The organism is Klebsiella sp. RCJ4 (assembly GCF_009025755.1).
GTDB lineage: Bacteria > Pseudomonadota > Gammaproteobacteria > Enterobacterales > Enterobacteriaceae > Klebsiella > Klebsiella michiganensis.
Genome location: NZ_WCIN01000049.1, coordinates 25058 through 49364 on the forward strand (window position 1 = coordinate 25058; position 24307 = coordinate 49364).

21 protein-coding genes and 2 pseudogenes are annotated in these 24307 nt (G+C 59.8%); 13 read left to right on the plus strand and 10 right to left on the minus strand.

Annotated elements, in window-relative coordinates:
* Positions 1-53: 53 nt before the first annotated feature.
* Entirely contained in the window at positions 54-851 is a 798-nt protein-coding gene (locus tag F8562_RS28550) for an SDR family oxidoreductase (RefSeq protein ID WP_014228342.1), read from the plus strand.
* 179 nt (positions 852-1030) lie between these two features.
* A complete protein-coding gene (locus F8562_RS28555) occupies positions 1031-1816 on the plus strand; it encodes an SDR family oxidoreductase (RefSeq protein WP_004130297.1) in 786 nt (261 codons plus the stop codon).
* A gap of 194 nt (positions 1817-2010) precedes the next feature.
* On the opposite strand, the gene F8562_RS28560 is transcribed toward F8562_RS28555, so the two are convergent.
* The gene (locus F8562_RS28560; protein WP_014837762.1) at positions 2011-2163 is read right to left on the minus strand and encodes a Hok/Gef family protein; all 153 of its coding nucleotides are present in this window, start codon (positions 2161-2163) and stop codon (positions 2011-2013) included.
* Between the two features lie 222 nt (positions 2164-2385).
* Positions 2386-4419, minus strand: coding sequence for a choline transporter (locus tag F8562_RS28565; protein WP_014837761.1), 2034 nt, complete (start codon positions 4417-4419; stop codon positions 2386-2388).
* Between the two features lie 128 nt (positions 4420-4547).
* Between F8562_RS28565 and betI the strand changes: the two genes are divergently transcribed.
* Genes betI through betA form a run of 3 tightly spaced genes read left to right on the plus strand, consistent with a single transcriptional unit; the run spans position 4548 to position 8303 of the window.
* Positions 4548-5141 carry a transcriptional regulator BetI gene (betI, locus tag F8562_RS28570; RefSeq protein ID WP_014228339.1) on the plus strand — a complete coding sequence of 198 codons (594 nt, stop codon included), beginning with the start codon at positions 4548-4550 and terminating at the stop codon, positions 5139-5141.
* 10 nt (positions 5142-5151) lie between these two features.
* A complete protein-coding gene (gene betB / locus F8562_RS28575) occupies positions 5152-6624 on the plus strand; it encodes a betaine-aldehyde dehydrogenase (RefSeq protein ID WP_014837760.1) in 1473 nt (490 codons plus the stop codon).
* Between the two features lie 14 nt (positions 6625-6638).
* The gene (betA, locus tag F8562_RS28580; RefSeq protein WP_014837759.1) at positions 6639-8303 is read left to right on the plus strand and encodes a choline dehydrogenase; all 1665 of its coding nucleotides are present in this window, start codon (positions 6639-6641) and stop codon (positions 8301-8303) included.
* A gap of 51 nt (positions 8304-8354) precedes the next feature.
* Here the strand turns inward: betA and F8562_RS28585 are convergent, their stop codons facing one another.
* The gene (locus tag F8562_RS28585; RefSeq protein WP_014228336.1) at positions 8355-9050 is read right to left on the minus strand and encodes a GNAT family N-acetyltransferase; all 696 of its coding nucleotides are present in this window, start codon (positions 9048-9050) and stop codon (positions 8355-8357) included.
* 209 nt (positions 9051-9259) lie between these two features.
* Between F8562_RS28585 and F8562_RS28590 the strand changes: the two genes are divergently transcribed.
* The 5 genes from F8562_RS28590 (at position 9260) to F8562_RS28610 (ending at position 14395) form a co-directional block, all read left to right on the plus strand.
* Positions 9260-10828 (plus strand): ABC transporter substrate-binding protein, encoded by a 1569-nt coding sequence (locus F8562_RS28590; protein WP_014228335.1) that lies wholly within the window; start codon positions 9260-9262, stop codon positions 10826-10828.
* Between the two features lie 164 nt (positions 10829-10992).
* On the plus strand, positions 10993-12042 hold the full coding sequence (locus F8562_RS28595; protein ID WP_014837758.1) for an ABC transporter permease: 1050 nt from the start codon (positions 10993-10995) through the stop codon (positions 12040-12042).
* Positions 12042-12875 (plus strand): ABC transporter permease, encoded by an 834-nt coding sequence (locus tag F8562_RS28600; RefSeq protein WP_014228333.1) that lies wholly within the window; start codon positions 12042-12044, stop codon positions 12873-12875. The genes F8562_RS28595 and F8562_RS28600 overlap by 1 nt, the downstream gene beginning before the upstream one ends.
* Positions 12868-13704 carry an ABC transporter ATP-binding protein gene (locus F8562_RS28605; RefSeq protein ID WP_094909243.1) on the plus strand — a complete coding sequence of 279 codons (837 nt, stop codon included), beginning with the start codon at positions 12868-12870 and terminating at the stop codon, positions 13702-13704. The genes F8562_RS28600 and F8562_RS28605 overlap by 8 nt, the downstream gene beginning before the upstream one ends.
* A complete protein-coding gene (locus tag F8562_RS28610) occupies positions 13691-14395 on the plus strand; it encodes an ABC transporter ATP-binding protein (RefSeq protein ID WP_014837756.1) in 705 nt (234 codons plus the stop codon). The genes F8562_RS28605 and F8562_RS28610 overlap by 14 nt, the downstream gene beginning before the upstream one ends.
* Positions 14396-14503: 108 nt before the next feature.
* Here the strand turns inward: F8562_RS28610 and F8562_RS28615 are convergent, their stop codons facing one another.
* Complete coding sequence (locus F8562_RS28615; protein WP_014837755.1) at positions 14504-15841, minus strand: aspartate aminotransferase family protein; 1338 nt, start codon at positions 15839-15841, stop codon at positions 14504-14506.
* Positions 15842-16023: 182 nt separating this feature from the next.
* Here F8562_RS28615 and F8562_RS28620 point away from each other — a divergent pair, with 182 nt between their 5' ends.
* Complete coding sequence (locus F8562_RS28620) at positions 16024-16788, plus strand: SDR family NAD(P)-dependent oxidoreductase (RefSeq protein ID WP_014228329.1); 765 nt, start codon at positions 16024-16026, stop codon at positions 16786-16788.
* Between the two features lie 543 nt (positions 16789-17331).
* Here F8562_RS28620 and F8562_RS28625 read toward each other — a convergent pair.
* The 4 genes from F8562_RS28625 to F8562_RS28640 are packed head-to-tail and all read right to left on the minus strand — an operon-like array spanning position 17332 to position 20307.
* Complete coding sequence (locus F8562_RS28625) at positions 17332-18093, minus strand: amino acid ABC transporter ATP-binding protein (protein ID WP_014228328.1); 762 nt, start codon at positions 18091-18093, stop codon at positions 17332-17334.
* A complete protein-coding gene (locus F8562_RS28630; protein ID WP_014228327.1) occupies positions 18086-18751 on the minus strand; it encodes an amino acid ABC transporter permease in 666 nt (221 codons plus the stop codon). The genes F8562_RS28625 and F8562_RS28630 overlap by 8 nt, the downstream gene beginning before the upstream one ends.
* A 14-nt stretch (positions 18752-18765) precedes the next feature.
* Positions 18766-19407 carry an amino acid ABC transporter permease gene (locus tag F8562_RS28635; RefSeq protein WP_014837753.1) on the minus strand — a complete coding sequence of 214 codons (642 nt, stop codon included), beginning with the start codon at positions 19405-19407 and terminating at the stop codon, positions 18766-18768.
* Positions 19408-19455: 48 nt separating this feature from the next.
* Entirely contained in the window at positions 19456-20307 is an 852-nt protein-coding gene (locus tag F8562_RS28640) for a transporter substrate-binding domain-containing protein (protein ID WP_004848610.1), read from the minus strand.
* A 234-nt stretch (positions 20308-20541) separates the two neighbouring features.
* Between F8562_RS28640 and F8562_RS28645 the strand changes: the two genes are divergently transcribed.
* Positions 20542-22008 carry a PLP-dependent aminotransferase family protein gene (locus F8562_RS28645; protein ID WP_014228326.1) on the plus strand — a complete coding sequence of 489 codons (1467 nt, stop codon included), beginning with the start codon at positions 20542-20544 and terminating at the stop codon, positions 22006-22008.
* Between the two features lie 24 nt (positions 22009-22032).
* Here the strand turns inward: F8562_RS28645 and F8562_RS28650 are convergent, their stop codons facing one another.
* Both F8562_RS28650 and F8562_RS28655 read right to left on the minus strand, forming a co-directional pair.
* A complete protein-coding gene (locus F8562_RS28650; RefSeq protein ID WP_014228325.1) occupies positions 22033-22674 on the minus strand; it encodes a LysE family translocator in 642 nt (213 codons plus the stop codon).
* A 275-nt stretch (positions 22675-22949) separates the two neighbouring features.
* Positions 22950-23375, minus strand: a pseudogene (locus F8562_RS28655) (PLP-dependent aminotransferase family protein); the annotation flags it as partial.
* Here F8562_RS28655 and F8562_RS28660 point away from each other — a divergent pair.
* A pseudogene (locus F8562_RS28660) lies at positions 23364-24080 on the plus strand (DMT family transporter); the annotation flags it as partial. The pseudogenes F8562_RS28655 and F8562_RS28660 overlap by 12 nt on opposite strands.
* Positions 24081-24307 lie beyond the last annotated feature (227 nt).

Sequence of the window (24307 nt, forward strand, 5' to 3'; positions counted from 1 at the left end):
TTTATTACCCCGCCGGACGCACTGCCGTCCGGCTTCAATAAGGGATGAAAAACATGCAAAGAAATTTCCACAACAAAACGGTTGTTATCACCGGCGCCTGCCGCGGAATTGGTGCAGGTATTGCCGAGCGCTTTGCGCGCGACGGCGCGAATCTGGTGATGGTCTCTAACGCCGAGCGCGTCCACGAAACGGCGGAAACCCTCCGCCAGCGCTACCAGGCCGACATCCTGTCGTTACAGGTTGATGTGACCGACGAAGCGCAGGTGCAGTCGCTGTACGAGCAGGCGGCAGCGCGTTTCGGCACCATCGACGTCTCTATCCAGAACGCAGGCGTGATCACCATCGACTATTACGATCGCATGCCGAAGGCCGACTTTGAAAAAGTGCTGGCCGTTAACACCACCGGCGTCTGGCTGTGCTGCCGCGAAGCCGCCAAATATATGGTCAAGCAGAACCACGGTAGCCTGATTAACACTTCTTCCGGCCAGGGTCGTCAGGGCTTTATCTACACCCCGCACTATGCCGCCAGCAAAATGGGCGTGATCGGCATCACCCAAAGCCTGGCGCACGAGCTGGCGCCGTGGAATATCACCGTTAACGCCTTCTGTCCGGGCATTATCGAAAGCGAGATGTGGGATTACAACGACCGCGTCTGGGGCGAAATCCTCAGCACCGAGCAGAAGCGCTACGGTAAAGGCGAGCTGATGGCGGAGTGGGTCGAAGGCATTCCGATGAAACGCGCCGGCAAACCGGAAGACGTTGCCGGGCTGGTGGCGTTTCTCGCCTCCGACGACGCGCGCTACCTCACCGGGCAGACCATCAATATCGATGGCGGCTTGATTATGTCGTAATGCCGCCAGCCTGGCATTTTTCAGGTCAGGCTACACAAATCATGTCCCGGAGGCGGTGCTGCGCACCTGTCCGGGCTACCCGACGGCACAAGCCCCGTAGTCCGGACAGGCGCAACGCGCCGCCTCCGGGAACGCCAACACCGGGCATGCTAAAGAATATTTTTTAGAGAGTAATAACTATGATCGCAAAAGATTTTGCCCAACAGCTGTTTAATCTGCAGGACCGCGTGGCCTTTGTCACCGGCGCGGGCAGCGGCATCGGCCAGATGATTGCTTACGGGCTCGCCAGCGCGGGGGCTCGGGTCGTCTGCTTCGATCTCCGCGAAGACGGCGGCCTCGCCGAAACCGTCAAAAATATTGAAGCCATCGGCGGAGAGGCCTGCTTCTACACCGGCGATGTGCGCCAGCTTAGCGACCTACGCGCCGGCGTGGCATTAGCGAAAAGCCGCTTTGGCCGCCTCGATATAGCCGTCAACGCCGCCGGGATTGCCAACGCCAATCCGGCGCTGGAGATGGAAACCGAGCAGTGGCAGCGGGTTATCGATATTAACCTGACCGGCGTGTGGAACTCCTGCAAAGCGGAAGCCGAACTGATGCAGGAAACGGGCGGCGGTTCGATTATTAATATCGCCTCGATGTCCGGCATTATTGTTAACCGCGGTCTCGATCAGGCGCACTACAACTGCTCTAAAGCGGGCGTTATCCACCTGTCAAAAAGCCTGGCGATGGAGTGGATCGGCAAAGGGATTCGGGTCAACTCCATCAGCCCCGGCTATACCGCCACGCCGATGAACACGCGCCCTGAGATGGTTCATCAGACCCGCGAATTCGAAAGCCAGACGCCGATCCAGCGTATGGCGAAGGTTGAGGAGATGGCCGGCCCGGCGCTGTTCCTCGCCAGCGATGCCGCCTCGTTCTGCACCGGCGTTGACCTGGTGGTTGATGGTGGTTTTGTCTGCTGGTAGAACGGATTTAGCGTAGAAAAATGCCGGTAAGGGTGAGGTTGACGTCAGCGAAGCAGTATGCAGGGTGGCGGCGCGATTGTTTTAACCGGTCGATGTTCTCTCGCCGTCCATCCTGCCCCCATAAGCAGAAAAAAGGTGCCTTAAGGTTCCTTACCCAGCCTGCGGATAAGCGGGGATAGCTCCCCGCATACCGGCTACTTCTTCGTTTCGTAAGCGAGAACGGCCTTGAACACCATACTACGTTCTTTGATGCTCAGCTCGCACAGCGAGTCGCGCACCATTAACGTCAATCCCAGCGCTGTCAGACACAGCACGATGATTGCCACCAGGGCGTATTTTGTCAGCATCTCGTTGCCTCCATGCGAAGAAGAGGCTACTATCCAACGTGCTAGGTTTGGATTGTAGGCCTCAGGTTGATGGGAACATCTCCTGGGGCTTCGTCTTTCTGAATCCTCACCTAAGCCTGAACGCAGAAAGCCTCAGGCACCCGCCGCCATCATACGCTTCCCTGCGCAATTCACTGTATATTTAACCAGCTGCAATCCTTTTTCAGAAAACGTTTAGATATCCTACATTCCGGGAAAGGTCACGCTGTTGCCCGGCGCTTCGCGATGCAGATGGATAAAGTTCAAATGACGCTCGTACTGGTCAAGAATATCGGTAATGACCTGCTCTTTGCTGTAGTCCATCAGGTCGTTGCCCTGACTCCCTTCCAGCAGGAAGGTCTCCAGACGATAGTAGGTCGACTTCCCGCTGCGCGCCCGGTAGGTAAAGCCGGGAATGGAGTACTGCTGCGGCCAGATTTGATAAACAAAGTTCTGCTCGTCGCCCATATGCACCAGCAGGTCAAGATGGCCCAGGCTGTCTCCCTCTTCCGGCGGCAGGCTTTTCAGCTCGACGTAAGCGCCGCGCAGCTTCAGCTCCTGCGCCACCTCTTCCATCGCCGGGAAGCACACCGTCTCCATCATCTGGCGGGTATAGCGCGTGCCGGGATAGTTCATCAGCCGCGACAGGCGCTTCTTCCAGCTCAGGCGATCCTGCACGCCGAGCGGTCGCGGGGCGGTGTCGCGGTTGGCGCTCTCGCGGCGATAATCCTCAACCTTCAGCGACTTATATAACCCCGCCATCACGAAGAAGATCACGAAGCTAAACGGCAGCCCCATAATCACCGTCGCGTTCTGCAGGGCGGAAATGCCGTTAGTCATCAGCATCCCGAGGGTCAGCAGGCCGATAACCATCGACCAGAAGATCCGCAGCCAGTTTGGCGCATCGCTGTTGATATCCTTCAGCTTCGAGGTGAAGTTACCCAGCACCAGCGCCCCGGAATCCGCGGAGGTCACATAGAACAGCAGGCCGGTAATCGTCGCCACCGAAGCGCTAAAGGTAAACGCGCGATACTGCGCCAGCAGGTTATAGAAGCCGCGCTCCGGGTGGGCGACTGCCTCGGCGGCGAAGGCCGCATTGCCGTGGATGATTTCATACAGCGCGCTATTGCCGAAAACCGACAGCCACAGCAGGGTAAAGGTGAACGGGATAATCAGCGTTCCTACCACAAACTGACGAATGGTGCGTCCACGTGAAATACGCGCCAGGAACAGGCCGACAAACGGCGACCACGCCACCCACCACGCCCAGAAGAACAGGGTCCAGTTGTTCATCCACTCTACCGGACGATCGAAGGCGAAGCTGTTCAGGGTCATGCCCATAAAACGATTCACATAGTCGCCAACGTTGAGCACCAGCGCGTTGAGCAGAAACTCGGTGTCGCCCATAAACAGGACAAACAGGATCAGCCCGAGGGCCAGCACCACGTTAAGCTCGGAAAGAATACGAATGCCTTTATCCACCCCGGAGGTCACGGAGATGGTGGCGATAATGACCGACAGCACGATCAGCGCCGCTTTCGCGCCCAGCGAGTCCGGAATATCAAACAGCACGTTGAGGCCGTAGTTTAGCTGCACCACGCCAATCCCGAGCGTGGTGGCGATACCAAAAATGGTGCCGATAACGGCGGCGATATCCACGCTGTGGCCGATTGGGCCATTAATCTTTTTGCCGAAGATCGGATAGAGCGCGGAGCGGATGGTCAGGGGTAAATTATAACGATAGCTAAAGTATCCCAGCGCCATCCCCATCAGGGCATACATCGACCAGCCGGTCAGCCCGTAGTGAAACAGCGTCCACACCATCGCCTGGCGCGCCGCCTCCATGGTCTGCCCCGCCCCTTCCGGCGGCTGCATATACTGGGTCACCGGTTCGGCGACGGAGAAGAACATCAGGTCGATACCGATACCGGCGGCGAACAGCATTGCCGCCCAGCTGAGCACGCTAAACTCCGGCTTCGAATGTTCCGGCCCGAGCTTCACCGAACCGAAACGCGAGCAGGCGATGCACACGACAAACACGATATAGAGCGTCGCGGCGAGCAAATAGTACCAGCCAAAGGTGCGGGAAACCCAGTTCAGGGTACGGCCAATCCAGGCCGCGGAAAAATCGCTGAAGAAGAGAGTCATCAGGGAAAACAACAAAATCAGTCCGGCGGAAGTGTAAAAAACCACCGGATTGATTTTGTCCTTTTCTCTGCTCGGCGAAAGGTCTGTCATCCATTCTCCTTACTGTTTTTGCAACTATTAGAACCAAAATCGGCAACAATTAAGACACATTTTATATTGAACGTCCAATCAAAAACCGCTTTAATAGATAAACAAAGCTGATGAATGGAGTCTGAGAAATGCCCAAACTGGGGATGCAACCGATACGGCAGCGGCAGCTGATTGACGCCACCCTGGCCGCCATCAATGAAGTGGGAATGCACGATGCCACCATCGCGCAGATCGCCCGGAGGGCTGGCGTATCAACCGGCATCATCAGCCACTATTTCAAGGATAAGAACGGGCTGCTGGAAGCGACGATGCGCGATATCACCGGCCAGCTGCGCCAGGCGGTGTTGGGCCGTCTGCACGCCCTGCCCGGCGCCGGCCCGCAGGAACGCCTGCGCGCCATCGTGGCGGGAAACTTCGACGACAGCCAGATAAGCAGCGCGGCAATGAAGGCCTGGCTCGCCTTTTGGGCCAGCAGCATGCATCAGCCGATGCTCTATCGCCTGCAGCAGGTCAGCAGTCGGCGACTGCTGTCGAATATCGTCTATGAGTTTCAGCGCGCCCTGCCGCGCGAAGAGGCGCAGGAGGCCGGATACGGTCTCGCCGCGCTGATCGACGGGCTGTGGCTACGCGCGGCGCTGAGCGGTAAACCGCTGGATAAAGCCCGCGCCGAAACGCTCGCCGAGCACTTCATCAGCAAATATCTGCCACCGACTTCTCACTAATGGAGGACCCATGTCCCGAATGGCCGAACAGCAGCTTTACATCGACGGTGGTTATGTTTCCGCCACCAGCGGTAAAACCTTCGAGACGATTAACCCCGCCAGCGGGGAAGTGCTGGCGACCGTCCAGGCCGCCGGCCGCGAAGACGTCGACCGGGCGGTAAAGAGCGCCCAAAAAGGGCAAAAAATCTGGGCGGCGATGAGCGCCATGGAACGTTCGCGCATTCTGCGTAAAGCGGTCGATATTCTGCGCGATCGCAACGATGAACTGGCGCGTCTGGAGACTCTCGATACCGGCAAACCGCTGAGCGAAACCGCCGCCGTCGATATCGTCACCGGCGCCGATGTGCTGGAGTACTACGCGGGCCTGATCCCGGCGCTGGAAGGGAGCCAGATCCCGCTGCGCGACAGTGCATTCGTCTACACCCGCCGGGAACCGCTGGGCGTCGTCGCCGGGATCGGCGCCTGGAACTACCCAATCCAGATCGCCTTGTGGAAATCAGCCCCGGCGCTGGCGGCCGGTAACGCGATGATCTTTAAGCCGAGTGAAGTCACCCCGCTCACCGCCCTGAAGCTGGCGGAAATTTACCGCGAGGCGGGACTGCCGGCGGGGGTATTTAACGTGCTGCCGGGCACGGGCGCCGAAACCGGCCAGTATCTCACCGAGCACCCGGACATCGCCAAAATCTCCTTTACCGGCGGCGTCGCCAGCGGCAAAAAAGTGATGGCCAACTCCGCCGCCTCCTCGCTGAAGGAAGTCACCATGGAGCTGGGCGGTAAATCGCCGCTGATCGTCTGCGAAGACGCCAACCTCGACCTCGCCGCCGACATCGCGATGATGGCTAACTTCTATAGCTCAGGACAGGTCTGCACCAACGGCACCCGGGTATTCGTTCCGGCGCGCCTGAAGGCGGCGTTTGAAGAGAAAATCCTCGCTCGCGTGGCGCGTATCCGCCCCGGCGATCCGTTTGCTGAAAGTACCAACTTCGGGCCGCTGGTGAGCTTCCCGCACCGCGATAACGTGCTGCGCTACATCGCGATCGGCAAGCAAGAAGGCGCGCGCCTGCTCTGCGGCGGCGAGGTGCTGAAAGGCGAAGGCTTCGACCGCGGCGCGTGGGTCGCCCCGACGGTGTTTACCGACTGCGATGACCAGATGACCATCGTCCGCGAAGAGATCTTCGGCCCGGTGATGTCGATTCTGAGCTACGACGATGAGGAAGAAGCGGTTCGCCGCGCCAACGCCACCGAATACGGCCTCGCCGCCGGCGTCGTCACGCCGGATTTAAACCGCGCCCATCGCCTGATTCATCGGCTGGAGGCCGGGATCTGCTGGATCAACACCTGGGGTGAATCCCCGGCGGAGATGCCGGTCGGCGGCTACAAGCACTCCGGTATTGGCCGCGAAAACGGCGTGCAGACGCTGCACAGCTACACCCAGGTCAAATCCATCCAGGTTGAGATGGGTCAGTTTCAATCCATATTTTAACCAGGAGGTCATTTTTGCAGTTTGACTACATTATTATTGGTGCCGGTTCCGCCGGCAACGTACTGGCTACACGACTGACGGAAGATCCCCAGACCACCGTCCTGCTGCTGGAAGCGGGCGGCCCGGATTACCGTTTCGACTTCCGCACCCAGATGCCCGCCGCGCTGGCCTTTCCTCTACAGGGTCGGCGCTATAACTGGGCCTACGAGACCGAGCCTGAACCGCATATGAACAATCGCCGCATGGAGTGCGGACGCGGTAAGGGCCTCGGCGGGTCCTCGTTAATCAACGGCATGTGCTATATCCGCGGCAACGCTATGGATCTCGATAACTGGGCCTCGGCGCCGGGGCTTGAGCACTGGAGCTACCTCGACTGCCTGCCCTACTACCGCAAAGCGGAAACCCGCGATATTGGCGCCAACGACTACCACGGCGGCGACGGCCCGGTCAGCGTCACCACGCCAAAGCAGGGCAACAATCCGCTGTTCCACGCGATGATTGAAGCCGGCGTACAGGCCGGCTACCCGCGCACCGACGATCTTAACGGCTACCAGCAGGAAGGGTTTGGCCCCATGGATCGTACCGTGACGCCGCAGGGACGCCGCGCCAGCACCGCGCGCGGCTATCTCGACCAGGCGCGCGCGCGTCCCAATCTGACCATTCGCACCCATGCGCTGACCGATCGCATTATTTTTGCCGGCAAGCGCGCCGTCGGCGTCGAGTGGCTGGAGGGCGACAGCACCGCGCCGTCAAACGCCACCGCCAGTAAAGAAGTGCTGCTCTGCGCGGGCGCCATCGCTTCGCCGCAAATCCTGCAGCGCTCCGGCGTCGGCAGCCCGGAACTGTTGCGCCAGTTCGATATTCCGCTGGTTCACGCCCTGCCCGGCGTCGGCGAGAACCTGCAGGATCATCTGGAGATGTATCTGCAGTACGAATGTAAAGAGCCGGTGTCGCTCTACCCGGCGCTGCAGTGGTGGAACCAGCCGAAAATCGGCGCCGAATGGCTGTTCGGCGGGACCGGCATCGGCGCCAGCAACCAGTTTGAAGCGGGCGGATTTATTCGCAGCCGGGAAGCCTTTGCGTGGCCGAATATTCAGTACCACTTCCTGCCGGTCGCGATTAACTACAACGGCTCAAACGCGGTGAAAGAGCACGGATTCCAGTGCCACGTCGGCTCCATGCGCTCCCCAAGCCGCGGCCACGTGCGTCTGAAGTCGCGCGACCCGCACGAACATCCGGCGATTCTGTTTAACTATATGTCCAGCGAACAGGACTGGCAGGAGTTCCGCGACGCGATTCGCATTACCCGCGAAATCATGCATCAGCCGGCGCTGGATAACTATCGCGGCCGGGAGATCAGTCCGGGGGCGGAGTGCCAGAGCGATGCCGAGCTGGATGAGTTTGTGCGCAATCATGCGGAAACCGCCTTCCATCCGTGCGGCACCTGTAAAATGGGCTACGACGAGATGGCGGTGGTGGATGGCGAAGGTCGGGTTCACGGGCTGGAAGGCCTGCGCGTGGTCGACGCCTCGATTATGCCGCAGATTATTACCGGCAACCTTAACGCGACCACTATCATGATTGGCGAAAAAATGGCTGACGCCATTCGCGGCCGTCAGCCGCTGCCGAAGAGCACCGCGGCGTATTACGTGGCGAACGGCGCGCCGGTTCGCCGGTAAGAGTAAGCCCCCGCCCCTCTCCCTGCGGGAGAGGGTTAGGGTGAGGAAAAACTAGCGAAAATCTTCCAGCCGCTTTAGCTGCCGTCCATCAGCATCAAAGTTCTCCGGCGCCAGCCACGCCCGCAGCGCCGCGTCGCGCGCGGGCCATTCGCTATCGATAATCGACAGCATATCGCTATCGCGGGTGCGTCCTTTGCGCACCATCCTCTGACGAAGACGCCCCTCCCAGGTAAACCCCAGCCGGTCGGCGGCGCGGCGGGAGGCGAGATTCATCGAATCGCACTTCCACTCCAGCCGACGATAGCCGTGAGCAAAACCATTTTGCAGCAGCAGCCACACCGCCTCGGTCCCGAGCGGCGTATTTTTCATCGCCCGCGACCAGGTGACGTGCCCTATCTCCACCGTGCCCATCGCCCGCTCAATCGCCATATAGCTGACCAGCCCGACGGCCCGCTCGGCGCGCAAATCGATAACCGCATACGGCACCAGCCCGTCGTCCATAACCTTACCGGTGATCCAGTTCGCCGTTGACTCCACGCTCTGTGGGCAGGTGCTGGCAAGCCAGGTCCAGTCGCTGTCGTCGCCGAGGGCATAGGCGGCAAACAGATCCGCCGCGTGCCGCTCGGTATCCAGCGGCTCCAGCCGGCAAAAGCGGCCATTTAACGCCGTGCGGCGCAGAAGTCCCGCGCCCTGCCACCCTGGCACGCGATCGTTGACCTGCTGACCAAATTCATTAATTTCCGGCACGCTTATCTCTCCCGTAGTGTTATCAAATTGTTATATCAAGAAAGGCGAATGGCCGGAAGATGCCCGGTACGATCGATCGTCATAACCCCTTGGTCTTGCTTATGCTTTTTAAGCATAAACTTAGCCGATCTTTGACTTTACGCCCGTAATTAAGCGGCCTAACGTAGCGAAACATCAATAATCACAATAACTTTTTTCAGGGATCACATATGACTAAAAAACTGCTGCCGCTGCTGGTGCTCGCCGCGTTATCCGCCGCCGTTCACGCCGCCACGCCGCCGGGGACCCTGGTGGTCGCGCAGGGCCTCGACGATATCGTCAGCCTCGACCCGGCGGAAGCCAACGAGCTCTCCAGCATCCAGACGGTACCGAGCCTTTATCAGCGCCTGGTGCAGCCGGACCGCGATAACCCTGAAAAAATCACCCCGATCCTGGCCGAAAGCTGGCAGGCCGATCCGGCGGCGAAAACCCTGACCATTAAGCTAAAGCCCGACGCCAAATTCGCCTCCGGTAACCCGCTGCGCCCGGAAGATGTCATTTACTCGTACACCCGCGCGGTCATCCTGAACAAATCGCCAGCGTTTATTCTTAACGTCCTCGGCTGGCAGCCGGACAACATCGCCAGCCAGCTGAAGAAGGTAGACGACCATACCCTGGAGCTACGCTGGACCGCCGACGTCAGCCCGGCGGTGGCGCTGAATATTCTCTCCACGCCGATCGCCTCTATCGTCGATGAGAAACAGGTCGCCCCGAACGCCAAAGATAACGACTTCGGTAACGGCTGGCTGAAAATGCACTCGGCGGGCAGCGGCGCGTATAAAATGCGGGTCTATCAGCCGCATCAGGCCATCGTGCTGGAGGCCAACAGCAGCGCACCCGGCGGCGCGCCGAAGCTGAAAAGCATCATTATTAAGAACGTTCCGGACCCGGCCTCACGTCGTCTTCTCATCCAGCAGGGTGATGCCGACGTGGCGCGCGATCTCGGCGCCGACCAGATTGCGGCTCTACAGGGTAAACCGGGCGTCAAGGTCCTCAGCATCCCTTCCGCTGAGCAGAACTATCTGGTCTTTAATACCGGCAACAGCGCCAACCCGCTGCTGAAAAACCCGGCCTTCTGGGAAGCGGCGCGCTGGCTGGTAGATTACAACGGCATCACGAAAGATTTGCTGAAGGGGCAATATTTCGTCCATCAGAGCTTCCTGCCGGTCGGCCTGCCGGGCGCGCTGGACAATAACCCGTTTACATTCAACCCGCAAAAAGCCAAAGACATCCTCGCTAAAGCGGGCATCAAAGAGGCGCATTTCACCCTCGACGTCGAAAACAAGCCGCCGTTTATCACCATAGCCCAGTCGATGCAGGCGAGCTTCGCCCAGGGCGGCGTGAAGGTGGATTTGCTGCCGGCCGCGGGTAGCCAGGTCTATGCTCGCGTGCGCGCCAAACAGCATCAGGCGGCGATTCGGCTGTGGATCCCTGACTATTTCGATGCCCACTCTAACGCCAGCGCCTTTGCGTACAACGACGGTAAATCCAGTACCGTCGCCGGGCTAAACGGCTGGCAGATCCCGGAGCTGAATAAAGCGACCCTGGCGGCAGTCGCCGAGCCGGACGCAGCGAAGCGCCTGGATCTGTATAAAAACATGCAGGAGGCGCTGCAGCGCAGTTCGCCTTACGTGTTTATCGATCAGGGTAAAACCCAGATTGTGGTTCGCGATAACGTGAAAGGTTATCAGCAGGGTCTCAATGCCGATATGGTCTGGTATGACCGGGTAACCAAATAACGCCTGGGGCAGGTACGATCAGGTAGCCCGGACAGGCGCAACGCGCCGCCTCCGGGAACGCAGGCCCCGATACCTTATGTTTTCCCGGTGGCGCTGCGCTGACCGGGCTACAACAACAGATCGCGCCAGCTGATAACACTGTACTTTTTACCAACGGAATAACCATGTCTGCTGTTTTACCTCCCCGAACAGAGCGGCGCGCAAAACGCCCCCTGCTCGCGCTGTTTCAGGGACTGCTGACGCTGGCCCTGACGCTGCTCGGCCTGCTGCTGGTGACCTTTGCGCTCTCGGCGCTGTCGCCGGTGGATCGGGTGCTGCAAATCGTCGGCGACCACGCCAGTCAGTCCACCTATGATCAGGTACGCCACCAGCTCGGCCTCGACCAGCCGTTGCCGCTGCAGTTCTGGCGCTATCTGGTGAATCTCGCCCACGGCGATCTCGGTATCGCCAGCTCAACCGGCCAGCCGGTGCTGCACGACCTGCTTGCCGCGTTCCCGGCCACCCTCGAACTGGCCACGCTGGCGCTGATTATCGGCGCGCTGTCGGGCGTTATCGCAGGCGTTCTCTGCGCCCGCTACGTCGGCTCGCCGTGGGATCTGGCGATGCGCACCTTTACGCTGCTCGGCAACTCGGTGCCGATCTTCTGGCTCGGTCTGCTGATGCTGGCGCTGTTTTACGCCAAACTGCAGTGGACGCCGGGGCCGGGGCGGCTGGACGATATCTATCAGTACACCGTCGAACCGCGCACCGGCTTTGCGCTCATTGATACCTGGCTCTCGGGTGATAAAGAGGCGGTTAAAAACGCCGCCGGGCACCTGCTGCTGCCGGTGCTGCTGCTGGCCTATTATTCTCTGGCGAGCATCACCCGCCTGACCCGTTCCGCCTGCCTGAGCGAAATGAACAAAGAGTACATCCTGCTGGCGCGCGCCAAAGGGGCCGGTGAGATGACGATTCTGCTGCGTCACGTCCTGCCCAATATCCGCGGCACCCTGCTGACGGTGACCGCCCTCGCCTGGACCTCCATGCTGGAAGGCGCGGTGTTGACCGAAACCGTCTTCTCCTGGCCGGGAATTGGCCGCTATCTGACCACCGCGCTCTTTGCCGGCGATACCACGGCGATTATGGGCGGTACGCTGCTGATCGGCGCGAGCTTTGTGCTGATTAATAACCTCACCGACCTGCTGGTGCGGCTGACCGATCCGAGGATACGCTGATGCCTGGCTACCTTTTTTTACGCCGCCTGCGCCGTTCTCCCGCCGCCTTTTGCGGCCTGATCATCATTACGGTACTCCTGCTGATTGCGCTCTTTGCGCCCTGGCTGGCTCCTCTCGACCCGAACTGGCAGGACGCCGCCGCGCGGCTGCAGGGTCCGGGCCCGCGGCACTGGCTCGGCACCGACAGCTACGGCCGCGATCTTCTCTCAAGGCTGATTTTCGGCGCCCGTCCGGCGCTGGGGCTGGTCGCGCTGGTGACGGCGATTACGCTCCCCGCCGGTCTGCTGGTGGGGATCCTGTCCGGCTATTACGGCGGCTGGCTGGAGCGCGTGCTGATGCGTTTTACCGACGTGGTAATGTCGATGCCGCGGCTGATTCTGGCCTTCGCGTTTGTCGCGATGCTCGGCCCGGGCCTGGTGAACGGCGCCCTGGCGCTGGCGCTAACGACCTGGCCCGCTTACGCCCGTCAGGCGCGCAGCGAAATTCAGCGCCTGCGCCACAGCGACTATCTGGCGGCGGCGGAGATGATGGGCATTCGCGGCTGGCGTCTGCTGATGGGTCATATTCTGCCGCTCTGCCTGCCCTCAGCTATCGTCCGGCTGGCGCTGGATTTAGCCGGGATTATTCTCGCCGCTGCCGGTCTCGGCTTCCTCGGCCTCGGCGCCCGCCCGCCAATGGCGGAATGGGGCGCGATGATCGCCGACGGCATGCAGGTCATTTTCGACCAGTGGTGGATCGCCGCCGCCCCTGGCGCCGTTATCCTGATCGCCAGCCTGGCGTTTAACCTGCTGGGCGATGGCCTGCGCGACGTTCTGGAGCCGCAACATGACTGATCCTCGCCTGATCGTTCAGGGACTGACCATCGACTATCCCACCGCCAGAGTGGTGGACCATTTAAGCTTCACGCTCGGCAACGAGCGGCTGGCGCTGGTCGGCGAATCCGGCTCCGGTAAATCCATGACCGCCCGCGCCCTGATGGGGCTGGTACGCCGGCCCGGCGTCGTCAGCGCCGAGGCGCTCAACGTGCTGGGGCGCGACGCATTAACCCTTCGCGAACGCGGCTGGCGCGAGCTACGCGGCAACGATATAGCGATGGTGCTGCAGGACCCGCGCTACGCGCTCAATCCGGTAAAAAGCATTCAGGCGCAGCTGGAAGAGGCATTAACTCTGCATCAGCGCCTTAGCCGCCGCGCGCGGCTGGAGGCGGTCAAAGCCGCCGTTGCCGCCGTCGGTCTGGATTTACCGGTGCTCAACCGTTATCCAGGCGAACTCTCCGGCGGGATGGGCCAGCGGGTGATGATAGCCCTTGCGCTGCTCAATAATCCGCAGGTGCTGATCGCCGATGAGCCCACTTCAGCCCTCGATGCCCGGCTGCGTAATCAGATCCTCGAACTGCTGGTAGAGCAGTGCGAACAGCGGCGGATGGCGATGCTGTTGATTAGCCACGACCTGCCGCTGGTGGCCGAGCACTGCCAGCGGGTGCTGGTCCTGTATCAAGGGGAAAAGGTCGATGAGATGGCGGCGCGAGATCTGCCGAAGGCGACGCATCCCTACACCCGTACGCTCTGGACCTGTCGCCCGGCCGCGCAAACTTACGGTCAGATGCTGCCGACCCTCGACCGAACCCTGAACTTGACGGAGGCTGCGCATGGTGGTCGTTAATCTCAAGGATTTACAGGTTATTTTTGGCGAAAAAACCGCGGTTTCCGCCGCCAGCTTTGCCGTTGACGCGGGAGAAACGTTCAGCCTGATCGGCGCATCCGGCTGCGGAAAATCAACGATTCTGCGGGTATTAGCCGGGCTGCAGCGGGACTGGCGCGGCCGCGTTGAACTGTTCGATAAGGCCATTACGCCGGGCGCGCGTTTTCAGGGCGAGCTGCGGCGCAACGTACAGATGGTGTTTCAGGACCCGTACGCCTCGCTGCATCCCAATCATACGCTATGGCGCACGCTGGCGGAGCCGCTGAAAATTCACGCTATCGGCGAGATCGAACAGCGGGTGTCCACCGCCCTGCAAGAGGTGGGGCTGCCTGCCGACACCGCGCGCCGCTATCCGCACCAGCTTTCCGGCGGCCAGCGCCAGCGGGTGGCGATTGCTCGCGCGCTGCTGCTGCGGCCAAAGATTCTGCTGCTGGATGAGCCAACGTCGGCGCTGGATATGTCGGTGCAGGCGGAAATACTGAATCTGCTCAATCGGCTAAAGCAGGAGTACGGAATGACCTATCTGCTGGTCAGCCACGATGCCGATGTGATTGCCCATATGTCAGACCGGGCGGCGTTTATGGCGGAAGGCGTGATTCAGCGCTTCTTTAACCGCGAAGCGCTGGTGAACGGCGAACATCGGATAGGCTGAAAACCCGCCCCCGCTCGCGCTACGCTTAGCGGGGCTACGGGTTCGCCGCCATCTGCGAGAAGGTCGCCCGGGTAAGTCATTTACGCCGCGACCCGGGAAATCATCCCCTTATTTCGCCAGGCTCGCGAAGCGGGCGAATACCGCATCAAAAATCGCCAGCCCTTTTGCCACCTGTTCGGCGCTGATGGTGCACGGCGGCACCACGTGAATGCGGTTCTCCACCACAAACGCCAGCAGGCCGGCCTCGGTTAACGCGCCTTTAATGGCCGCCATATCGGCAGCGGTCAGCGGAGTTTTCCGCTCGCGGCTGCTGACCAGCTCCAGCGCCTGGAACAGACCGCGGCCGCGCACGTTGCCGATAATCGTGTGCTTCTCCGCCAGCGCTTCCAGCCCCGGACGCAGCACTTCGTTGCCGATGGTCGCCGCGTTCTCCACCACCTTCTCTTCCTTCATCGCGTCAATGGTGGCGACAATCGCCGCCATCGCCAGCGGATGGCCGGAATAGGTCAGCCCCCCGGCAAAGAAATGGTCATCAAAGTAGCGGGCGATTGGCTCGCTAATCAGCACGCCGCCGGCCGGGACGTAGCCGGCGTTAACCCCTTTGGCGAAAGTCACCAGATCCGGCACCACGCCATCCTGCTCGAAGGCGAACCAGCTCCCGGTACGACCAAAACCGGCCATCACTTCATCGAGGATCAGCACAATGCCAAACTCGTCGGCCAGCGCCCGCACGCCCTGCATATAGCCCTCCGGCGGGACAAGAATCCCGGCGGTCCCCGGAATCGACTCCAGCAGAATCGCGGCTATCGCGTTCGGGCCTTCGCACTCGATCATCCGCCGCAGATGGGCCAGCGCGCGCTGGCACTCCTCCTCTTCCGTCGTGGCGTTAAATTCGCTGCGGTAGAGATAGGGGTTAAAGAAGTGCACGTGACCGCGTGAATACTCGTTCGGCACGCGGCGCCAGTCGCCGGTGGCGGCAATGGCGCTGCCGGTGTTGCCGTGATAGGAGCGATAGGCGGAGAGCACTTTATCGCGCCCGGTATAGAGCCGCGCCATACGGATGGCGTTCTCGTTGGCATCGGCGCCGGCGTTGGTGAAGAACACTTTGCTAAAGCCTTCCGGCGCCAGCTCGACAATCCGCTTCGCCGCTTCGCCGCGGGCGAGGTTGGCGGTGGCGGGCGCGATGGTCACCAGCTCTTCCAGCTGGGCTTTCATCGCCGCCAGCACGCGAGGATGCTGATAGCCAATGTTGACGTTGACCAGCTGGCTGCTGAAATCCAGGTAAGTATTGCCTTCGTAATCCCACAGCTCGCAGCCTTTTGCCCCGGCGATCACCAGCGGATGTAAATTGCCCTGCATCGACCATGAATGAAACACATAAGCGCGATCCAGCTGCCGAACTTCATCATTGCTTATCGCTACCTCGTTCTGTAGTGCCAGCTTCATACCCTGCCCTCTCTCATGTCGTTGTTGTTGGCCTCATCATTGGCCGTGCGGGGGAGAAACGGATAGAGCCAGTCAGGCGAAAATGATGTGACACCGTGTCACATCGCCGCGCGCCGACTGGCCCTGTGCCCGCACGCGCGCGGTTTTTATAGTGGGAGCGACAACCTGCACAGGAGAATGAAATGGCAACGAGCAAAGTGGTGTTTATTACCGGGGCGACCTCGGGATTTGGGGAAGCAGCGGCGCAGGTCTTCGCCGATGCGGGCTGGTCGCTGGTGCTGAGCGGACGCCGTTTTGCGCGGCTGAAGACGCTACAGGATAAGCTCGCCTCGCAGGTGCCGGTGCACATTATCGAACTCGACGTACGCGATAGCGATGCGGTGGCCGCGGCCGTGGCGGCGCTGCCCGCGGGCTTCGCCGATATCACGACGCTGATTAACAACGCCGGGCTGGCGCTGTCGCCGCAGCCCGCGCAGAAAGTGGATCTGGACGACTGGAAAACGATGATCGACACCAACGTCACCGGGCTGGTCAACGTGACCCACGCGCTGCTGCCGACGCTGATTAACCACGGCGCGGGCGCGAGCATCATCAATATCGGCTCTATCGCCGGGCAGTGGCCCTACCCCGGCAGCCACGTCTACGGCGCCAGTAAGGCTTTCGTGAAGCAGTTCAGCTATAACCTGCGCTGCGATCTGCTCGGGACCGGGGTGCGCGTGACCGATCTCGCACCGGGCATTGCCGAAACGGAATTTACCCTGGTGCGCACCAAAGGCGACCAGGCGGCGTCGGACAACCTGTATCGCGGTACCACGCCGCTGAGCGCGCGGGATATTGCCGAACAGATGTTCTACATCGCCACGCTGCCGGACCATATGAATATCAACCGGGTCGAGGTGATGCCGGTGCGTCAGGCCTGGCAGCCGTTCGCCATCGATCGGGATTAAGGTTTGGTAGAGCGGAGAGGCGCGTAAGCGCCGCCTCCGGGAATGTTTCATGCAGCTACGGATATGTCTCTGAAACAACGTGTTATGCAGCGATGCCCTGGTGCCCGCTGAAATCGGCGAACCGGAGGACCGAAGACAAGGGCTGGCCGCCAGGGATGGCGGACAGAGGCGAATCGAGACAGTGATGTCGAGTTGAGCCGACCGCAGGCTGAGGTCCGGGAGGTGAGCGCAGTGCGCAGCACCGATTTCTTTGCGGGACCGCGGGGATTGTAAAGGGGGAGACGGTTTTCTCCCCCTTTACCCGTTCACCTACCACGGTGAGACATTTTCTGCGAAATAGCGGTGAACGGAACCCCTACCACACCGTCCCGGAGGCGGCGCTTGACGCGCCTGTCCGGGCTACCCAATCTGCCTCCCTCAGGCACCGGACCCGGAAATCCCGGGGCGCGGCGTAAACACCTTACCCGGGCTACTCCCCGCTGACGGCTGGAAACCCGTAGCCCCGGTAAGCGCAGCGCGACCGGGGAGAACGGCCGCTGATGCTTACCGGCTGCTCTGCAAAAACTGCCTGACGCGCTCGGAATCCGGGTTGGTGAAAAACTTCTCCGGCGGCGCTTTCTCAATCAACAACCCCTTCTCAAGAAACACCACCTCATCCGAGACCTGGCGCGCAAAGTCCATCTCGTGGGTCACCACCACCATCGTGTAGCCCTCGGCGGCCAGCGCCTTCATTACCCCCAGCACCTCGTTGACCAGCTCGGGGTCCAGCGCCGACGTCGGCTCATCAAACAGAATCACCTCCGGCGACATCGCCAGCGAACGGGCAATCGCCACCCGCTGCTTCTGTCCGCCGGAGAGCGTAATCGGGTAAACGTCGGCTTTATGCGCCATCCCCACTTTCTCCAGCTGCTGCATGGCGATAGCTTTCGCTTCATCACGCTTCATCCCCTTCACGTGCAGCAGCGCTTCGCTGACGTTCTGCTGCACCGTCAGGTGCGGCCACAGGTTAAAGCTCTGAAACACCATGCCTACCCGCTCGCGGATTTTCGACAGCTGGCGATGGGACATCGCGCGGCCATTATGCTCATCAATCCCCAGCCGCTGGCCGCTGATGCGGATCTCGCCGCGATCCGGCTGTTCCAGCCAGTTCATGCAGCGCAGCAGCGTCGATTTACCCGACCCCGACGAGCCGAGAATGCTCACCACGGTCCCCTTTTCTACCGTCAGGTTGATATCACGCAGAACTTCCACGTTATCAAACTGTTTAGAGACGTTTTTGACGCTTACAGCAGTAGTATCAGACATGACTCATTCCTCTTCTGACTCCCCAGGCGCTCAGGCGTTTAATCAGCAGCTCCAGCAGGATGCTGATCGCCCAGTAGAGCCCAATCGCGACGATAAAAGCGTTAAACGGGATAAAATAGGTGGCCTGCACGCTGTTAGCCGCGGCGGTTATCTCCTGGACGGTGATAATGCTGAGGAAAGCGGTATCTTTCAGGCAGATAATCAGCTGGTTCCCCATCAGCGGGAGCGCGGAAGAGAGAATATTGGGCAGAATAATGCGGCGGAATATTTTGTAGCGCGAAAACCCCTGCGCGACCGCCGCCTCGATATAGCCACCGGAAAATACCCGCCGCTGGCTGCGCAAAATCTCAAAGAAATAGGCGCCGTGGTAGATAATTAAGGCAATTAAACCGGCGGTCCAGGGCTCCATACTAATACCCACTTGCGGCAGCCCGTAATAGAGCAAATAGGCGAGGATCAAAAAGGGAATCGCCCGCATTAAGCTGACAAAGGCAATAATAAGCCGGTTAAGGGTTTTCTTTTGATATTCGGTTAAATAGCACAGGACAATGCCGATAATTAATCCGGCAATTGCCGCGGTAATAAAAAGCTCAAGGGTGGCGAGTAAACCGGCAATAAAGCTGTCGCGCACCGACCAGATAACGGCCCACTGATTCATAGCACCTCCCGTATTTATCGTGCCAGACGCTTCGCTTTACGCTCGGCCATTCCCTGCAGTTTCAGCAGCAGGCCAATAATCACCACGTACAGCAGACCCGCCGCCAGAATCGGCGAAAGCGGTTCATAGGTGACCGAAGAAATCCGGTTGGTGACGCGCGTCAAATCCACCACGCCAATCACCGCAATGGCCGGACTGCCCTTAATCAGGAACGACATCTCGTTAACCAGCGCGGGCAGGCTTTCAATCCACATCTGCGGCAGCATGATGTAGCGGAAGTAGGCCCAGCGGCGCATCCCGACCGACTCCGCCGCTTCCCGCTGTTCGCGGGGAAAAGTGCGAAAGGCGTTGCGCCATATTTCGGCGTTAAAAGCCGAGGTATTGAGCGTCAGCGCCACAATCGCCGCGACGTTTTTGTCGAGGTTAATCCCGACGGTCGGCAGAGAAAGAAACAGGAACAGCACCAGCGTGACCAGCGGCGTCGCGCGGGCGAGGCTGATATAGACCACCAGCAGCTGATCGATAACCGGAATGCGCAGCATGCGCACCAGCGCAATCATCAGGCCAATCACCACTCCAAAGGCAATGGCGATGGCCGAAATCCAGAGGGTCGTCCATGCGCCTTCAATCAGTAACTGCCAGGAAATTGCATCCATGAAGCCCTCCTTCACTCAACGGGCGGCGGTTACCCGCCGCAGAACGCATTACAGACCGGCCAATTTATGGAACTGTTCCGGGCTGGTGATTGGCACGTTCGGAAGATCGTCATAGGTTTCGCCAAACCACTTTTTCTGGAGTTCCGCGAGCTTGCCGGTCTCCTTCATGTGGTTCATAAATTTGGTCATATAGGCCAGCAGCTGCGGCGAGTTTTTCGGGATCGGCCAGGCCATATAGCCCGGGCCGGATACCGCCAGACCTTTGGCGAACACCTTCGGTTTGGCCTTCGCCAGGTCGTTGACCGAGATAACCACGTTAATCACGTAGTCCAGGCGTTTGTTGGCGAGATCGGCGTAGGCTTCCGGGTAGGAGGGATACTCCACCACCGGCCCCAGCTTACCGCCGGTTTTCTCCAGCATCGCTTTCAGTTCTGGCAGCCTTGCCAGCAGCGCGCTGCCCGCCTGAACGCCCACTTTTTTCCCACTCAGTTCGGCAATGGTATTCAGGGAATTATCGCCCGCGCGTTTGACAAAATAGTGCTGCGCTGACGCCCACGGCGGCGTGAAATCAAAGACCTTGAGACGATCGTCGGTAATTACCGCGCCGGTTAAGGCCATATCGTATTGGCCGGTAGAAACCGCCGCCAGTAATCCGGTCCACGGCAAAATGCTCTGGTCGACGTTGAATTTCGCGTATTTGCGTAATTCATCGAGCATATCTTTGTTGAAGCCATCCGCCTGGCCGTTATTCATAAAGTTAAAAGGCGCGTAATCATCTTCGGTTGCGACTTTCAGGGTGCCGGATTTTTCTATTTCCGGAAGATCCGCGGCGGCTGCGTGATAAGAAAAGGCCATCGCCATGATGGCGCCCAGACAAATTGAACCTAATGATTTTTTCATTAATTCACCCCTAATTAATTCGCCAGACGTGTTCACTCCAGAACATGAAAAGGTTTTGCAAAATATGTGCCGACGGAAGTTCCGGTCCGCGACTGATGAATACGTTTTTACTGTAGGGAGCGTTTTAAATTTCCGGATAGAGCCAGATTCACCGCGCGGATGTGTCAGTCATTCTCAGGGTGGTATGGAATTTGCTCCAGTGTCTGTACTGAGCGTTTGAGTAAGGAGCCAGGCATGATCCGACACCTGTTACACGTTGATTTCGACCCGCGCCGCGGTTTGCAGGAGCAGGTGCGCGAGACGCTGATTAACGCCATTCTGGGCGGCATTTTTTCCGCCGACACGCCGCTCCCCTCCTGCCGCCAGCTGGCCAGCCAGCTGCGGGTCTCGCGCAACACCACGGCGCTGGTTTTTGAGGGTCTGGTTAACGAGGGATACCTCGTGAGCCGCCCGCGCAGCGGTTATTACCTGCATCCGGATTACCAGCACGCCAGCCCCTCTTCGGCGCCGGAAGCTGCACCGCAGGACGAGGGTTCTGCACCACGCTGGGGCACGCGGCTGCAAATCACCCCCAGCCAGCAGGAGTCGATTCTGAAGCCGGCCGGCTGGATGAACTACCGCTATCCGTTTATCTACGGCCAGCCGGATACTCGCCAGTTCCCGCTGGCGACCTGGCGCTCGGCGGCAAACTGGCTGCACGGCGGGGTTCGCGACCCGGAGTGGGTGGTGGATCACATCGATCGCGACGTGCCGATGCTGATTGAGCAGATCCGCACCCGGGTGCTGCCCAAACGCGGCATTGTCGCCTCGCCGGACGAGATTCTGATTACCCTCGGTTCGCAAAACGCGCTGTACCTGCTGACGCGCCTGCTGATGTCATCCAGCACGCGCGTTGGCGTGGAGAATCCCTGCTTTCGCGAGGCCATTAACACCTTTCTGCTTGCCGATACCGATATCGTGCCGCATCCGGTGGATGAACAGGGGATCGTCCTCAACGACGCCCCCTGCGATTACTACTACGTCACTCCCGGACACCAGGTGCCAACCGGGGTGGCGATGAGCAAAGCGCGGCGCGACCAGCTGCTGGAGCATGCCGCTCGCCATGATGCGGTGATTATTGAGGACGATTACGACTCTGAAAGTAACTTTATGCTCAACCCGCTGCCGGCGCTGAAGGCCAGCGATCGCTGCGGAAGAGTGATCTACGTGAGCAGCCTGTCAAAAGCGCTATCGCCGGGCCTGCGGCTGGGCTTTATGGTCGCTGACCCGGATCTGATTGACGAAGCCCGGGCGCTGCGGCGGCTGGTGTATCGTCATCCGCCGACCAATATTCAGTATCAGATGGCCCATTTCCTCGCCCAGGGCCACTATGAAACCCACCTGCGGCGCTACCATTACGACTCTGCCCAGCGCTGGGACCGTCTCAACAACGCGCTACAGCAGCATCTGCCGGAGTGCCGCATCATCCCCGGCAGCGAACACGCCAACGCGTTCTGGCTGGCCACGCCGGAGCAAATTAACACCCAGCAGCTGACCTGGCGCGCCGCCCACGCCGGGGTACTGATTGAGCCCGGCGCGCGGCATTTTCTCAGCGACGCGCCGCCGGCTAATTTCTTCCGGATGGGGTTCCACGCCATTCACCCTGACGCCATCGAACAGGGCGTGGAGGTACTGCGCGGCCAGCTGGCGCAGATGGGCTGAACGCCGGGCCCCGCGCCCTCACGGTCATGACGACAAATAAGGATGAACGGCGGAAACAATAAGACCGACGGCAAAACACACAAACACGATGCCACCGGTTTTATTCAGCTTAACAAAGGCATTCCCGGACGACATTTTCGTTTTTACGCTGTGTGCGAAAAGGCCGTAGAGTGAATGAATGACAACCACCAGAATACAGAAGGTTATCGACAGCACGCTGAACTGCGGAATAAAGGGCTGCTGCGGATGAATAAACTGGGGAAACAGCGCCATAAAAAACACAATGGGTTTGGGATTAAACAACGACACCAGTACTCCCTGACGAAACCGCTGGCTGGCGGAAGGCATCGTTGAATCGGCGGAAGAGAGAGGTTGATTCAGCGCGCGGGGCACCGAGCGAAAGAGCTTTACGCCCAGATAGATCAGATAGGCCGCCCCAACCCCCTTGACTATCAACAGCGTCAGCTGAGAGGTGGTAATCATCACGCCAACGCTGCTGGCAGCAATAATCGATATGACGCCCATCCCCACCGCCACGCCGATAATCCCCGCCATTGCATTACGCAGATTATAATTCAGGGTGTTGGTCAGCGTCAGAAGCACTCCTGGCCCGGGGCTGGCAATGGTCAGGCTGGCAATCAGTATATAAAGGTAGAGCTGCTGCATTGAAAAAGTATCCTGTACAGAACAGGGCGCGGCTCCGCCCCTGAAATGATTAACAACGTCGTATCTTCAGGACGTGCGCTCGCTCAGCGTCAACAGCACAACCGTACTTGATGTGTTTTGTACACTACCGTAACAATTTTATATTGTCATTAAATTTAAAATTAACCCTATAAATCATAACAATAAAAAAACAACATTTATTTTAAGACTATTAACCCGCTATCTACCCCATAAAACGTTACTAATAAGTCACCCTATCGCTCGCCGCCGAAACGCTAGCGATATTGCTCATACTCCACGGCTTCGCGAACCTGGTTCAGCGCCGCGCGCAGGCTATCGAAGGGAACGGAGCCGAGGGCGATGCGGAGCGCCTGCGGAACGTTCGCTGTAACGCAAAAAGGCTCGGCGGTCGACACGGAAATATGGCGCTCCATCAGCGTTTTCGCCAGCCGATCGGCCCGACTCTCCTCGCCCAGAGGCAGCCAGACAAAATACGAACCCGGATGGCTGACGAAGGGAAGCGCGCCGAGAACCTCGCGGGCAACCCCCTGCCGCCGCCGCGCATCCTGGCGTTTCTGCGCTTCAAAACGCGCCACCGTGCCATCTTCAATCCAGGTGCAGATCAGCGAACTCACCAGCGAAGGGGTGTTCCACGTGGTGGCCCGTATAGCGCGCTCAATCTCCGGCCGATAGCGGGACGGGCAGGCTTTCGCCAGAAACGGCCGCGCGCGTAGCAGCTTGTGCCGCTGGCCATCGTCTCGTCAGGGGTGGTGATCGGCTTTCCGCTGCTCACGGCGCTGGCCCTGCGGCACGTCACGTCAGCGCATTCGATCGTTTTTATCGGGCTATTGCCGCTGATGACGGCCATTTTTGGCGTACTGCGCGGCGGAGAACGTCCGCGCCGCGCTTTCTGGATCTTTTCGGTTATTGGCAGCCTGCTGGTGGTGGGATTCGCCCTGACGCAAAACGCGGCGGCGTCGCTCAGCGGCGATCTGCTGATGCTGGCGGCGGTGATCGTCTGCGGCCTCGGCTATGCGGAGGGCGCGAAGCTGACCCGGGAGCTCGGCGGCTGGCAGGTGATTAGCTGGGCGCTGATTATGGCGCTGCCTTTTATGCTGGTGGCCTCGTGGATGACCCGGCCAGCGTCATGGGGCGCTATATCGCCTTCCGCCTGGATCGCGCTCGGCTATGTGTCGCTCTTTAGCATGCTTATCGGCTTTATTTTCTGGTACAAAGGGCTCGCCGCTGGCGGTATCGCCGCCGTCGGCCAGCTCCAGCTATTACAGCCGTTCTTCGGGCTTGGCCTGGCGGCGGCGCTTTTGCACGAAACCGTCAGCCCATTGATGCTGGCCGTGACGCTGGGCGTGATTCTGTGCGTTGTCGGTTCGCGCAAATTTGGCAGCTAGCCTGTATTGCCCTTGTAGCCCGGAAATCCCGGGTCGCGGCGTAAACGCCTTACCCGGGCTACCGCCCCGCAGACGGCTGGAAACCCGTAGCCCCGGTAAGCGCAGCGCGACCGGGGAGAACGGCCTGATGCTGACCGTAACCCTGGGCGTGATTCTGTGCGTTATCGGTTCGCGCAAATTTGGCAGCTAGCCTGTATTGCCCTTGTAGCCCGGAAATCCCGGGTCGC